The 13,413-nt window shown below is 67.8% G+C and carries 13 protein-coding genes; 10 read left to right on the forward strand and 3 right to left on the reverse strand.

Going from position 1 to position 13,413, the window contains the following annotated elements:
* The first annotated feature begins 13 nt into the window (after positions 1–13).
* Positions 14–985: a 1,4-dihydroxy-2-naphthoate polyprenyltransferase gene (locus N4R40_RS12935; RefSeq protein ID WP_261607792.1), complete on the forward strand. Its 972-nt coding sequence runs from the start codon at positions 14–16 to the stop codon at positions 983–985.
* A 9-nt stretch (positions 986–994) separates the two neighbouring features.
* On the opposite strand, the gene N4R40_RS12940 is transcribed toward N4R40_RS12935, so the two are convergent.
* Entirely contained in the window at positions 995–1,255 is a 261-nt protein-coding gene (locus N4R40_RS12940; RefSeq protein WP_261607793.1) for a DUF4229 domain-containing protein, read from the reverse strand.
* A 61-nt stretch (positions 1,256–1,316) separates the two neighbouring features.
* Between N4R40_RS12940 and N4R40_RS12945 the strand changes: the two genes are divergently transcribed.
* From N4R40_RS12945 to N4R40_RS12955, 3 genes are read left to right on the forward strand one after another with little or no spacing between them, the layout of a single operon-like run.
* Positions 1,317–1,685 (forward strand): PLDc N-terminal domain-containing protein, encoded by a 369-nt coding sequence (locus tag N4R40_RS12945; protein ID WP_261607794.1) that lies wholly within the window; start codon positions 1,317–1,319, stop codon positions 1,683–1,685.
* A gap of 1 nt (position 1,686) precedes the next feature.
* Positions 1,687–3,480 carry a 2-succinyl-5-enolpyruvyl-6-hydroxy-3-cyclohexene-1-carboxylic-acid synthase gene (gene menD / locus N4R40_RS12950; protein ID WP_261607795.1) on the forward strand — a complete coding sequence of 598 codons (1,794 nt, stop codon included), beginning with the start codon at positions 1,687–1,689 and terminating at the stop codon, positions 3,478–3,480.
* A 25-nt stretch (positions 3,481–3,505) separates the two neighbouring features.
* On the forward strand, positions 3,506–4,369 hold the full coding sequence (locus N4R40_RS12955; protein WP_261607796.1) for a PPK2 family polyphosphate kinase: 864 nt from the start codon (positions 3,506–3,508) through the stop codon (positions 4,367–4,369).
* Here N4R40_RS12955 and N4R40_RS12960 read toward each other — a convergent pair whose 3' ends face one another.
* The gene (locus tag N4R40_RS12960; protein WP_261607797.1) at positions 4,370–5,632 is read right to left on the reverse strand and encodes an isochorismate synthase; all 1,263 of its coding nucleotides are present in this window, start codon (positions 5,630–5,632) and stop codon (positions 4,370–4,372) included.
* A gap of 155 nt (positions 5,633–5,787) precedes the next feature.
* On the opposite strand from N4R40_RS12960, the gene N4R40_RS12965 reads away from it, so the two are divergent.
* The 6 genes from N4R40_RS12965 to N4R40_RS12990 all read left to right on the forward strand — a co-directional run bounded on the left by N4R40_RS12965 (position 5,788) and on the right by N4R40_RS12990 (position 10,931).
* Positions 5,788–6,330, forward strand: coding sequence for a DUF402 domain-containing protein (locus N4R40_RS12965; RefSeq protein ID WP_261607798.1), 543 nt, complete (start codon positions 5,788–5,790; stop codon positions 6,328–6,330).
* A complete protein-coding gene (locus N4R40_RS12970; protein ID WP_261607799.1) occupies positions 6,323–7,063 on the forward strand; it encodes a demethylmenaquinone methyltransferase in 741 nt (246 codons plus the stop codon). Before N4R40_RS12965 ends, N4R40_RS12970 begins: the two co-directional genes overlap by 8 nt.
* Before the next feature lie 23 nt (positions 7,064–7,086).
* The gene (locus N4R40_RS12975; protein ID WP_261607800.1) at positions 7,087–8,148 is read left to right on the forward strand and encodes a polyprenyl synthetase family protein; all 1,062 of its coding nucleotides are present in this window, start codon (positions 7,087–7,089) and stop codon (positions 8,146–8,148) included.
* Between the two features lie 76 nt (positions 8,149–8,224).
* A complete protein-coding gene (locus tag N4R40_RS12980) occupies positions 8,225–9,598 on the forward strand; it encodes an FAD-dependent oxidoreductase (protein ID WP_261607801.1) in 1,374 nt (457 codons plus the stop codon).
* A gap of 39 nt (positions 9,599–9,637) precedes the next feature.
* A complete protein-coding gene (locus tag N4R40_RS12985) occupies positions 9,638–10,606 on the forward strand; it encodes an alpha/beta hydrolase (protein WP_261607802.1) in 969 nt (322 codons plus the stop codon).
* On the forward strand, positions 10,596–10,931 hold the full coding sequence (locus N4R40_RS12990; RefSeq protein ID WP_261607803.1) for a hypothetical protein: 336 nt from the start codon (positions 10,596–10,598) through the stop codon (positions 10,929–10,931). Before N4R40_RS12985 ends, N4R40_RS12990 begins: the two co-directional genes overlap by 11 nt.
* Positions 10,932–12,651: 1,720 nt before the next feature.
* Here N4R40_RS12990 and N4R40_RS12995 read toward each other — a convergent pair.
* The gene (locus N4R40_RS12995; RefSeq protein WP_261607804.1) at positions 12,652–13,308 is read right to left on the reverse strand and encodes a hypothetical protein; all 657 of its coding nucleotides are present in this window, start codon (positions 13,306–13,308) and stop codon (positions 12,652–12,654) included.
* Between the last annotated feature and the right edge of the window lie 105 nt (positions 13,309–13,413).

Consider the following 13,413-nt stretch of genomic DNA (forward strand, 5'->3'; position numbering starts at 1 on the left):
TAGGATTCCCCTCGTGGCAGGCAGCACCCGAAAGAAGAAGCACACCGCCCCGCGGAAGCCGCACGGCAATCCGCAGAAGGCGCACGTCTCGCGCGACCCCGCGCACACCGACCCGGCGACGCTCGGCGACTGGATCGGCGCCGCGCGCCTACGCACCCTGCCGCTCGCAGTGACCCCGATCCTCATCGGCACCGGCGCAGCGCTCCTCGTCGATCGCGCGTTCCACTGGGTCATCGCCCTGGCCTGCCTCGTCGTCGCCGTCGCGCTGCAAATCGGGGTCAACTACGCCAACGATTACAGCGACGGCATCCGCGGAACCGACGATCACCGCGTCGGACCGGCGCGACTGACCGCATCGCGCAAAGTGAAGCCGCGCACCGTCCTGATCGTCGCACTTGCCTTCTTCGGGCTCGCCGCGGTCGCCGGACTCGCGATCATCGTGCGCACCGGCCACTGGTGGATGCTGCTGATCGGCGCCGCCTGCATCGTCGCAGCGTGGTTCTACACCGGCGGCAAGCGACCCTACGGCTACGCGGGCTTCGGTGAACTGTTCGTGTTCGTCTTCTTCGGCCTCGTCGCCACGATCGGCACGGCGTTCGTGCAGTCCGGAACCGTCAACCAGGAGGCCTGGCTGGGCGCCGTCGTCGCGGGGTTCCTCGCGTGCGGAGTGCTGCTGGCCAACAACCTGCGGGACATCGACCAGGACCGGGTCGCCGGCAAGCGGACCCTGACGGTACGTATCGGCGCCCGCGCGACGCAGGTGCTCTACACCGTGCTCGTCCTGGCTGCCTTCGCGATCGTGGCGTTCCTGGCCCAGGTCTATCCGCTCGCGTGGCTGGGGCTGCTGGCATTGATCCCTGCCGCCGCGGCGATCCTGATCGTGTGGACCTATCGTCAACCGCGCGAACTGGTCGTCGCGCTCGCGCTCACGTCGCTCACGTCGCTCGCGCTCGGTGCTGCGCTGCTCTGGGCGTTCGTCGGCTGAGCCGCACGCTCACTCGGGAGTCGCCGCGTCCTCGGCGTCTTCGTCGGTGACCCGCTCGCGGCGAGCTCGACGCGATGCGATCTCCGACGTCATCTCCGCGAGCGGCTGGCGGAGGAACAGCATCGACAGGCTCAGGCCGATCAAGGCCGCGAAGATCGCCGATAGCCAGTAGTACTCGCGCATGACCGGGAAGAGCATCATCAGACCGAACGGCACGAGGAACGCGAGAAGTCGGAGAACACCGAACACCACAGCCGAACGCGCACGCATGGTTCCAGCTTACGTCGGGCCTCGCGCGCCGCCCGCGCCGCGCCCCACCTAGAATGGATGTGTGGTCCGGGTTCTCTTGCCGCTGGCGCTGCTGCTGATCGCATTCTGGGTCTACAGCATTGTCGACTGTGCCCTGCAGCCGCCGACCCGCCATCGCGGCGTCAGCAAGCCGGTATGGCTCCTCATCGTCGTGCTCCTGCCCGTCGTCGGCGGGATCCTCTGGCTCGTCGTCGGACGCAGTCGCCCGCGGCAGGCGCCCGTGTTCCGCGCTCCCGACGACAACCCTGAATTCCTCGGCCGGATCGGTTCCATCAGCGACCAGGACGAACGCATCCGGCGCCTGGAGGAAGAACTCGCCGCTCTCGATTCCGAGGACGAGGACCCGACGCACCTGCCGGACGGCGACGATCGCCCCGACGCGCGCGCCTGACATGACTGCGACGCGCGTACCGGCCACGGATGCCGCGGCGGCCCTGCTCGGTCGCCTCGTCGACCGGGGGATCGAGCACATCGTCCTCAGCCCCGGATCACGGTCACAGGCCCTCGCGATCGTCGCAGCCGACCTCGAGGCGCGCGGCAAAATCCGTCTGCACGTACGCATCGACGAGCGCGTCGCCGGCTTCACGGCGCTCGGCATCGGCCGGGAGACGGGCATGCCCGCTGCCGTCATCTGCACCTCCGGCACCGCCGCCGCCAATCTCCTTCCGGCCGCGCTCGAGGCGCACCACGCCGGCATCCCACTGCTGCTGTTGACCGCCGATCGGCCGCCCGAGTTGCGCGGTGTCGGTGCGAACCAGACGACACGCCAACCCGGGATGTTCTCGCCGAGCGTGCGGCTGGAGGCGGACCTTCCCGTGCCGGAGGACATCGATGAGGACGGCACCGGGGAGCAGACCGCGATGTTGCGGACGATCGCCGACGATGCCGTGGTCGCGACCCTCGGCGCCGGGACGCGCCAGGCCGGACCCGTGCACCTGAACCTGCCGTATCGCGATCCGCTCGCCGGCGCACTGCCGGACTGGCTCGGGATGCCGGTGCCCCCCGCCCCGTCGGCGATCGACGCGCTGGACACGATCTCCGACGACCCGGCCGAGCCGGAGCCGTCCGGCGCGCTGTACCAGGGTGGCGGGGGCATCGGTGAAGCGGATCAGCCCGCCGAGCCCGACCACGACCCGCTCGTGTTGCCGCGGGGTCCGCGCACGATCGTCGTCGCCGGTGCCGACGCGGGGCCCGCGGCCGCCGACCTCGCGCACGCCGGGGGCTGGCCGCTCGTCGCCGAGATCGTGAGCGGAGCCCGCTATGGCCGGCAACTCGTGCACGGCTACCGCGCGCTTCTGGCCGACCCCGAACTCGGCGGTCGCATCGAACGCGTGATCGTGTTCGGTCACCCGACTCTGAGTCGTGAGGTGACGGCGGTGCTCGCCCGTCCCGAGGTCGAGGTGCTCGCCGTACGCGGACCGGGCGAACCGCTGAACCTCAACGGCGCCACGACGGCGGTCGACGGTGTGATCGCCGCCATCGGCGACTTCGATCGTGACTGGTTCGGAGCGTGGATGCGGGCCTCCCGCGCGGCCGCGGTCGATCTCAGCCCGGCCGCGCCCGACACCGACGCGCTCGCCTCCACCGTGCCCAGCGAACGGCTCGGCGCGATCGCCGCCGAACTGGGCGTGATCCGCGCACCGCTCGATCGCGCCACACTGGTCGACGCTGTCTGGCGCGCGACGTGGCCGCACGACCGGCTGCTGTTCGCGTCGTCTCGTCTGGTGCGGGTGGCCGATCAGGTGCTCGGCGGGAAGAAGGTCCCCGTCCACGCCAACCGCGGTCTCGCGGGTATCGACGGCACGATCGCGACCGGAACCGGGATCGCCCTCGCCAGCCAGGCGGCAGGTGCGCCGGGAGTCACCCGCATCCTGCTCGGAGACCTTGCTTTCCTCCACGACGTCGGAGCGCTCCTCCTCCCGGTCGGCGAGAGCGCGCCGCGCCTGCAACTCATCGTCGGCAACGACGGCGGAGGCACGATCTTCGACGGACTCGAGGTCGCCGGTGTCGCTTCGGCCGAGGCGATGGAGCGGGTGCTGTACACGCCGCAAGCGGTCGAGCTCGAGCCCCTCGCCGCGGCCTACGACTGGGACTACGTCCGTGTCGGCACGCGCTCCGCGCTCGACCAGGCGTTGACGGCACCGCTCGGCGGCCGCCAGCTGATCGAAGTCGTCCTGGATCGCTGAGCCCGGCATCCACCATGATGGCTCTATGACCGCCACGAGCCAGCAGAACTGGACCGGGGATCCCGCTGACCTCCTGCGTGTGAGCGAGGGATTCCGCCTCAGCGCTGTCGATCCGGACAGCACTCCGGGATACGCGGGCGGGAAGAAGGCGGGACAGTCCGATCTCGAGGCCGGCGCAGTTCAACTCGACGAACTGCAGGAGCGTCTGTTCGCGCAGAGCCGGCTGCAGGATGATGCTCCGGCCGTTCTGCTCGTCCTGCAGGCCATGGACTCGGCGGGCAAGGGTGGGATCGTCCGCCATGTCGTCGGCTCGGTCGACCCCCAGGGAGTGTCCCTCGTCGCGTTCAAGAAGCCGACGCCCGAAGAGCTCGCGCACGACTTCCTCTGGCGCATCGAGAAGCACGTCCCGGTGGCGGGTTTCATCGGCGTGTTCGACCGTTCGCACTACGAGGACGTGGTGATCGGCAAAGTGCGCGCGCTCGCCGACGAGGCCGAGATCGAGCGTCGCTACGGAGCGATCGTCGACTTCGAGAAGCGGCTGACCGATGCCGGGGTCCGCGTCGTCAAGGTCATGTTGCACATTTCGCCCGACGAGCAGAAGGACCGGCTGATGGAGCGCCTCGATCGGCCCGACAAGCACTGGAAGTACAACCCCGGCGACGTCGACGAGCGCCAGCTGTGGCCGGCCTACATGGATGCGTATCAGGCGGTGTTCGACCGCACCTCGACTCCGAACGCCCTGTGGCATGTCATTCCGGCGAATGCCAAGTGGTACGCGCGGCTCGCAGTGCAGGCACTGCTGCTGGACGCGTTGGAGGGCATCGATCCGCAGTGGCCCGTCGCCGACTTCGACGTCGAGGCCGAGAAGGTGCGCCTCGCGGCGACCTGATCAGGCCAGCGCATCCACGATCGGTCGGAATTTCACGCGGGTCTCGAGCATTTCGGCTTCGGGGTCGCTGCCGGCCACGATCCCGGCGCCGGCGTGCGCCGTGAAGGGGATGCCGGTGTCATCGGCGGCGGTCAGATCGAACTGCGCGCCGCGCAGGGCGATCGCCCACTCGCCGTCGCCGCGCGCATCGACCCAACCGACGGGGCCGGCGTAGCGTCCGCGGTCGAACGGCTCGATGCGGCGGATCGCCGCGAGCGCGGCAGGAGTCGGAGTGCCCGCGACGGCCGCCGTCGGGTGCAGGACGCCCAGGAGATCGAGCGCGGACGTGTCGGCGGCCGTTGTCGCCTCGACGTCGGTGGCGAGGTGCCACACGTTCGGCAGCGGCAGGGTGAAGGGCTGCTCAGCGGCCGCCAACGCGGTCGTGTGCGGGGTGAGCGCATCGACGAGGCTCCGCACGGCATAGCCGTGTTCGGAGAGATCCTTCGCGCTCGTCGCAAGTCCGAGGGCGGCTTCGCGGTCGTCGTCAGGGTTGGCGCCGCGCGCGACGGTACCGGCCAGAACCCGCGCGGTGACCTGCCCGGCCATGACCGAGACGAGGGTTTCCGGGCTTGCGCCGATCAGGCCGTCGACGGCGTAGACCCACGTGTCGGGATACGCCGAGGCCAGCGAGCGCACGAGCCGGCGGAGGTCCGCGCCGGCGGGAACCGTGCCCACGAGATCTCTGGCGAGCACGACCTTGCTGACCTCGCCGGCGGTGATCGCGGCGAGGCCGCGCCGCACGGCCTCCTGGTAGCCCTCGGGGGTCAGTGCTCCGGGGCCCACTGCCGCCGACCAGTGCGGTCCGAACCCGATCGGGCGCGGCTCGGCGGGATCGGGGCCGCCGGCCTCCGGCAGAATCCACGTCGCCCAGGTGCGTCCGTCGCGGTGTCCGATCGCGAGTTGTGGCACGGTGAGGACTGCCGTCGCGACGGACTGCTCATCGAAGGGCAGGGCGCCGAAGGCGACGAGCCCGGTCCCGGGGGCACCGACGTGGTCGTCGATCTCAGCCGCAGCGACGACGTCGCGCCAGCGGGCGGCGAGGCCGGCGACGTCCGCGCCGATCGCCGTCAGGGTGAGGGCGGTGCCGACGCCGACGAGCCAGGCGCCGCGGCGGGTCCAGACGAGCGGATCGGCCGGATCGGCGTACTCGAGCAGGTCTGCGGCGTCGGCGATCTCGCGGGTCGCCGCGCGCAGCCGGACGGGGCTGGGGACGGTCTCACTCACACCTGCCAGCCTAATCCGCCGCCGTCGCGGTGGCCGCGCGTACCGTATTCAGTCCGCACGCGCCGTGGGCGGGGCGCGATCCCCAGGTTTCCGCGGGTCGCGCGGATAAGGGGCCACCGGCGAGACTGAATACGGGACGGCGTAGGCTCGCCAGCGTGATCGCACGCCCCGCTCCCGGTACCCGCATGATCTTCCGCTGGCGCAAGTGGGATGGCGCGCCGCACTGGGAACACGAGAGCGTCTTCCTCGGCAGTGACCGGCACGGCGACTGGGTCGGTCAGCGCGACGGCTGGCGGAGTGCCCGGCCCGGCGTCGAGGCGCCGTCGCACGGCGACAGCATCACGCTGATCCCGGCATCAGGCGAGTACGCCGCGACGATCAACGACACGCACCCGCGTATTCGCGTGTACATCGACATCGCCTGGGATGTTCGTTGGGATGCCGGTGAGCCGACCGGCATCGATATGGATCTCGATGTCGTTCGTGCGCTCGACGACCGCGGCGTCTTCATCGACGACCGCGACGAGTGGGAAGAGCATCGCGTGCAGTACGGCTATCCCGCCGACATCGTGCAACGGCTCGAGGCCGTCGCCCTCGACCTCGAAGCGCGGGTCGAGGCCGAGGCCGCGCCGTTCGATGACGCGACTACGGCGCCCTGGTTCGGCGTGCTACGCGATCTAGGATCGAATGATGACTGAGCACACGGGCGAGACCACCGCCGGCGACACGCACCGGGCCGATCTCGGCAAAGATCCCGACCGGGTCAGCGGAATGTTCGACGAGGTCGCGCCCGCGTACGACCGCACCAACACGGTGCTGAGTCTCGGCAACGACCGCCTCTGGCGCAGGGCGAACACTCGCGCTGTCGCACCTCGACCCGGACAGCGGATCCTCGATCTCGCCGCCGGTACGGGGGCCAGCTCGGTCAGCCTCGCTCGCAGCGGTGCCGAGGTCGTCGCCGCCGACTTCTCGCCCGGCATGATTGCGGAAGGGCGCCGGCGGCACGGCGACATCGCCAACCTGTCGTTCGCCGAGGCCGACGCCACTGCGCTTCCCTTCGCGGACGGCGAGTTCGACGCGGTGACGATCTCATTCGGCCTGCGCAACGTCAACGATCCGAAGAAGGCGCTCGCCGAGATGCTGCGGGTGACCGCGCCGGGCGGACGGATCGTCGTGTGCGAGTTCTCGCATCCGCCGTCTGCCGCCTTTGCGGGTCTCTACGGGTTCTACAACAACCGCATCCTGCCGGTCGTCGCGAAAGCCGTGAGCTCGAACGCCGACGCCTACGACTACCTCAACGAGTCGATTCGCGACTGGCCCGATCAAGCGACCCTCGCCTCGTGGATGCGTGATGCCGGGTGGACCGATGTCGCCCACCGCAATCTGACGTTCGGGATCGTCGCGCTCCACCGGGCACGGAAGCCCTCGTGACCGGTCGCGGGTAGGCTGTGAGGGTGACTCCGAGCTCCTCCGCTCCCGGCGCGCGCCTGTCAGCTCAACTGGGCCTGACCGAGCGCGTGCTCGCCGGTCCGCGCATGCGGAAGCTTCTGGCGATCGTCGAGGACGGTCTCGACCGCGTCGAGGAGACACTCGCCCTCGAACTCAAGGTGAGCGATGCGCTCGCGGATGCGACGACCCGCTACCTCTATGAGGCCGGTGGCAAGCGCGTGCGGCCCATGCTCACGCTGCTGACCGCTCAGCTCGGCACCGGCACGACCGAGAACGTCATCGCCGGCGCGACGGCGCTGGAGATGACCCACCTCGGATCGCTGTACCACGACGACGTGATGGATGGCGCGGACGTCCGCCGCGGGGTGCCCAGCGCCCACGCCGTCTGGGGCAACAACGTCGCGATCCTCACCGGCGATCTCCTGTTCTCGCGCGCCAGCCAGCTCATGGCGCAGATCGGCGAGCGGGCGATCCGGCTTCAGGCTGACACATTCGAGCGCCTCGTCCTCGGCCAGATGCACGAGACCGTCGGCGCGCAGGCGGGCGATGACCCGGTCGATTTCTATCTGCAGGTGCTCGCCGACAAGACCGGTTCGCTGATCGCCGCCTCCGCCCAGGCGGGCGTCATCTTCTCGGACGCGCCCGAGGAGTACCGTCTGCTGGTCCTCGAGTACGGCGAGAAGGTCGGCGTCGCGTTCCAACTCCTGGACGACGTCATCGACCTGTCGGCGGATGCCGCCGAAACCGGCAAGGTCCCCGGGACCGATCTCCGCGCCGGTGTTCCCACCATGCCCTACCTCCTCCTCGCCCGCGCCGGCGACCCCGCGTCGCGCGCGCTGAAGGCGACGATCGACGACGGCGTCGCGCGGATCGCGGATGGCGCAGACCCCGGCATCCTCGACGAAGCGATCACTCAGCTCCGTGATCATGCGGTGACCGCCGCGACGCGTCAGCAGGCATACGACTGGTCGGATGCCGCCATTGCCGCGCTCGCTCCGCTTCCGGACGGTCCCGTCACCGATGCCCTCGTCCGGCTCGCGCACGTCATCGTCGACCGATCGAGCTGAGTTTCGACAGGCTCACGCACCACGCTTCTACAGCTCAGGGACCGTTCGCGGAGCCCGCAACGCAAAGGAACATCACATGACCAAGCTCCGGCTGGCCATCGTCGGCGCCGGTCCCGCCGGGATCTACGCGGCGGACATCCTCCTGAAGGCCGAGCGCAAGTTCGATGTCGCGATCGACCTGTTCGATCAGCTTCCCGCCCCGTACGGGCTGGTCCGATACGGCGTCGCCCCCGACCACCCGCGCATCAAGGGCATCATCAACGCGCTCCGCGACGTGCTGGACCGCGGCGACATCCGAATCTTCGGCAATGTCCGCTTCGGTGAGGACATCACCCTCGACGACCTGAAGCGGCACTACAACGCCGTCATCTTCGCGACCGGTGCGATCAAGGACGCCGATCTGGACATCCCCGGGATCGACGCGGTCGGTTCGTACGGCGCGGCTGACTTCGTCAGCTGGTACGACGGTCACCCCGACTTCCCGCGCGAGTGGCCGCTCGACGCGTCCGCGGTCGCCGTCATCGGCAACGGCAACGTCGCCCTCGATGTCGCGCGCGTGCTCGCAAAGCACGCGGAGGATCTGCTCGTCACCGAGATTCCCGACAACGTCCACGCGGGGCTCGTCGCATCGCAGATCACCGACGTGCATGTTTTCGGCCGCCGCGGCCCCGCGCAGGTGAAGTTCACGCCGCTCGAGCTGCGGGAGCTCGGCGAACTCCGCGATGTCGACCTCGTCGTCTACGACGAGGACTTCGACTATGACGAGGCGTCCAAGGCCGCGATCGCGTCGAACAAGCAGGTCATGGTGATGGATCGGGTGCTGCAGTCGTGGCGCCAGCGGCCGAGCGTGAACAACGTCGGGGGCGAGGCCAGTCGCCGTCTGCACCTGCACTTCTACGCCAAGCCGATCAGCGTGAAGACCGATGAGAGCGGGCGCGTCTCGGCGCTCGTCTATGAGCGCACACGGCCGGACGATGAGGGCGGTGTCGTGGGGACGGGGGAGTTCCGCGAGGTCCCCATCCAACAGCTGTACCGTGCGGTCGGCTACTTCGGTTCGCCGCTTCCCGGGGTGCCGTTCGACAAGAAGCACGGTGTGATCCCGAACCACGAGGGCCAGGCGATCCGCAAGGACTCGAACGAGCGGGTTTCCGGCGTGTACGCCACCGGCTGGATCAAGCGCGGTCCGGTCGGACTCATCGGACACACGAAGTCCGATGCGATGGAGACGATCAGTCACCTGATCAACGACCAGGGTTCGTGGTGGACCCCCGAGGATCCGGCGCCCGAGGCCATCGTCGCCCTCCTCGCGGAGCGCGGTGTCGCCTGGACCGATCTCGATGGCTGGCATCGCCTCGACCAGCACGAGATCGCACTCGGAGAACCGCACGGGCGTGCGCGTGTGAAGGTCGTCGACCGCGATGAGATGGTGCGGGTCTCGCGCGGCGAGTAGCAGCATCCGGCCCGGCGCGCGGCATCGTAGGCTGAGCGCATGGCATCCGAGTGGGCACCCGACATCCTGGGTCGCCCGTTCCAGCAGGTCACGCTGGATGTGGGGGTGGATGCCGGCGTCCCGATCGTCGCGACCCTCGTCCGGTCGCATCCCTCGGCGTGGGCAGGGCTCACGGGTGCTCTCGGCGACGTGGATGTGCTCTACGTCCACGGCTGGTCGGACTACTTCTTCCAAACCGAGCTCGCCCAGTTCTGGAACGATCTCGGCGCGCGTTTCTATGCGCTCGACCTCCGTGGTTACGGGCGGAGTCTCCGCCCGACACGGGCGCCCGGCTACGTCTCGTCTCTCGACGAGTACGACGGCGACATCGCGGCGGCGCTGGAGGCGATGGCATCGGGGCGGAGACGCATCGTGCTGCTGGGACATTCCACGGGTGGATTGACGCTGTCGCTGTGGGCGGCGCGTCACCCGGGTGTCGTGTCGGCGGTCGTCCTGAACAGCCCATGGTTGGAGCTGCAGACCGGTGCGCTCGCACGCCAGGCGCTCGCTCCGATCGTGCAGGCGCGCGCCCGCTTCGATCCGTTCGGCGCGCATCCGGCCGTCGATCTCGGGTTCTACAGCCGCGCGCAGCGCGAGCTCGGATCGCTTCCCGCGGCGCCCGACGGCTGGCGACCCGAACGGGGGTTCCCGACGCATCCGGGGTGGTTGGCGGCGATCATCGCCGGGCATGCCCGCGTCGCATCGGGCCTGCACATTGACTGTCCGGTGCTGGTGCTGCTGTCGTCACGCGGGTCCAACCCACTCGCCTGGTCGCCGGAGGCGATCTCGTCGGATAATGTGCTCGTTGTCGACGACATCGCCCGCGCGGCGACGAAGCTCGGCGCCGACGTCACGCTCGCGCGCATCGATGGCGCCATTCACGACATATTCCTGTCCGCTCCCGAGCCCCGAGCGAGCGCGTACCGAGCGCTCCGCAGATGGCTGACCGGAGGTGCTCTTGCCCGCTGACATCCCCGACTCCGACGAGTACGAAGAGTCTGAAATCGAGCAGGCGACCGCCTGGCTGGAGAAGCTGTCGCGCGATCCGCTCGCCGACGCGGTCCGCGGCGTGGCGACGATCGTTACGATCGAGGACCCGTCCGGCCGAGGTCGCTACCGCGAGTATCGGGTCGGCCTCTCGGTCGAAGGCCCGGGCATCCCGCCGACGGCCGTCGAGCAACTACTGGTCTTCGACAGCAGGATGCCGCCGCAACCCGGCGTGCGTCTTCCTGCGCGGGTCTCGGTGAGCGACCCGCAGGCCGTTGAGGTCTCCTGGGAAGCGCTGCCGCGCTGAGGCTGCCGTCACGGCTCTATGCCGGATCGGAGAACCTCGCCGGATACTCTCAGTCGGTAGTAACGAGTGCGCATGGCCGGGCAGAAGATCGATCCAATCCGCCGGCACTCACACCGAATGATCATCGCTTTCGTGCCGATGGGCCTACTACGCGTTGGTTCCGGGATCGCTCGATCGCGTCGCGAAGTTCTTCAGCGGTAGTTGACGGACTGCATCCATGCGATGGCGGGGGAATGGGGGAGGGTGAAGTCCGCGGAAATACGCGGAATCTCGACTGGTAGCGGGAGGGTGAGCGAGCCCTCGAGTGAGAGTTCTGCGGACTTTTTGCGGACTGGATGGTGCCTGACCGGCTGCAGTTGTCAGCCTCGGGCGGGTGAGGGGCGTGCTTTGGTCTTTGTCGCTCGAGCTAGCTGAGCGCCCTAGGTCCCCCCGGCTTTCGCCGACGTCACCTCGGCAGCGAGCCGATATCAACGGGGATCAAGATTGAAGCGCATCCCCGTTCCGAACGGCGAGGGCTCAACCGCGGTGGGACATCTAAGAGGATTCGTGGCGGGTGCGGACGCAGGTCGGTGGCTGAGCGATGGTCGGTCGACAGCCTTCGCTAGAGGTCCGCTCTCCGACCCGGCTATCAGCTGTTCTCCTTTTCCGAGTCTGTTCGAGACGCCCTACCGAGAGCCACGCGATGGGACCCGATGACCGGAATGCGGATGACCACGAGGGTCCACGTCAGCACCTCGATGCTTTTGATGTGCTTCACTGATTGCGCGAGAGACGCCAGCGCCATAGGCGACCACGCTCTGATCCAGAGCGCTTCAGGTTAAGTCACCTCGGTCCGCTTTGGCGAGCGTCTCGCCGAGATCCGAGCATGGCTCCCTCTATTGATACCGTTGGAAACAGGGTCGACGACGCTTCGGCCGAGACTGCCGACGGCGACTATCGACCGGGCTGGTCCAAGAGCTCACCGGGCCAGAACCGTGGGAAACCGTCGCTGCTATCGAGCTCGTGAGCTCAGCGTTATGCACCGGCACGTTGCCCCGCGCTTCCTCCGGCCACCTCTGCGACTTCGTACCCCTCACGAGTTTGAGCAGACTCTTTGGCGCCGGCCCCCATCAGACCCTGGGCGCTTCGAAGTTCAGCTACAGGAGACGTTGAGGCAGACATGAGTACCGGTCCCGATCAGTGCGTAGGAAATCCTTGTGACCCAGAGGCGCTCGCCGTTGCCCGTTGTGACCGGGTTGCCTACATTGTCAAAATTCGCTGCCACGTTTATGCCGACCGCGATGCTCCCATTGGGTCCCGTATACGCGGGACCGCCACTGTCCTTATGTTGTGCCCAAGACTTGATCTGGGATACTCCCGGTATTGTGACACCGTTGGAGACAAAGGAGGAGACTACCGTTTGCACCGCTCCATAATCCAAACTTGCCAACGAACCCATGCCGAATCGGCAGACGGTCTCGTTGAGCACAGGGTTGCGAGAAGAAGTGACAGCTACACCCACGGGGCCAGAGCTTGGCCAGCTTTTCTGAAACCAAGGGTCCATCATGTTTGGCGAGCGATAGAAGGCGTAGTCTCCCTCGTACCCATACGTTCCGCTGTAATAGTCAAGCGTGTAAGACGAGTGGGCGCCGGTCGGATTGTAGTACAGCTTGGAAGTGGTGCCACAGTGGCCTGCTGATAAGACGCCCAACTCTGGTCCAGAGTTTCGCTTGACCACGAATTAGGTGGTGCACACCCCTTGCCCTGAGCCGGGATTCACCAACCAAGTGCCCCCGTTGAGTCCGTAGCTAGTAGTGCTAACGCTGCCCTCGATCGTGTCAAACTGAACAGTGAGCGTCGTCAACGCCTGGACGCGGGCCTTGAGCTCTTCTGAGCCTGCGGGAAAACTTCGAGTACCGTGAAAAGTGACGATCATTTCGCGTCGATCGGGGACCGCTCCGACGTCGAAGCTTCCACCCGGGATGAACTCGCTAACAAGTCTCGAAATAGCGTTCACTTGATCCTCGAGGTCAGTTTCCAGGAAGCCGACATTTTCCTCGACCCGGTAGGTTCCACCCGCTCCTTCTAGAATCGTCAACGCTCCGGCTGGCGCTTCAGCTCGAAACCCTATGACGAAGGTGTCATCCACGTCCTTAAATGCAAACGCGTACGCATCGGCAAACCGGGTTGCGATTAGAGCTCCCGCCGAAGCGGAAGCCTGATAATCCGGCCCCGGATCCGTGTACCCGGAGCCCCCGTCATTGGCGGGTACCCCCGGGCTGGGGGCGCTCGCAGAAATAGCGGCCTTAGCGCCGACCGGGACTGCCACCATCGCAAGGCCGACTAGGGCCAGGATGACGAGTGCCCGACGGCGGGGCTTGCGTAGCTTCGTCTGCATGATTGGACACTATGACAACAGTGTCCTTCGCGCGAGATAGGCTGCCACTGAATCGGCCTGACTTTCGTTCCTATCGGGAGCCTTGTCTGTCATCTCGCAGGACAT

This window comes from Microbacterium memoriense, assembly GCF_025398275.1.
GTDB lineage: Bacteria > Actinomycetota > Actinomycetes > Actinomycetales > Microbacteriaceae > Microbacterium > Microbacterium memoriense.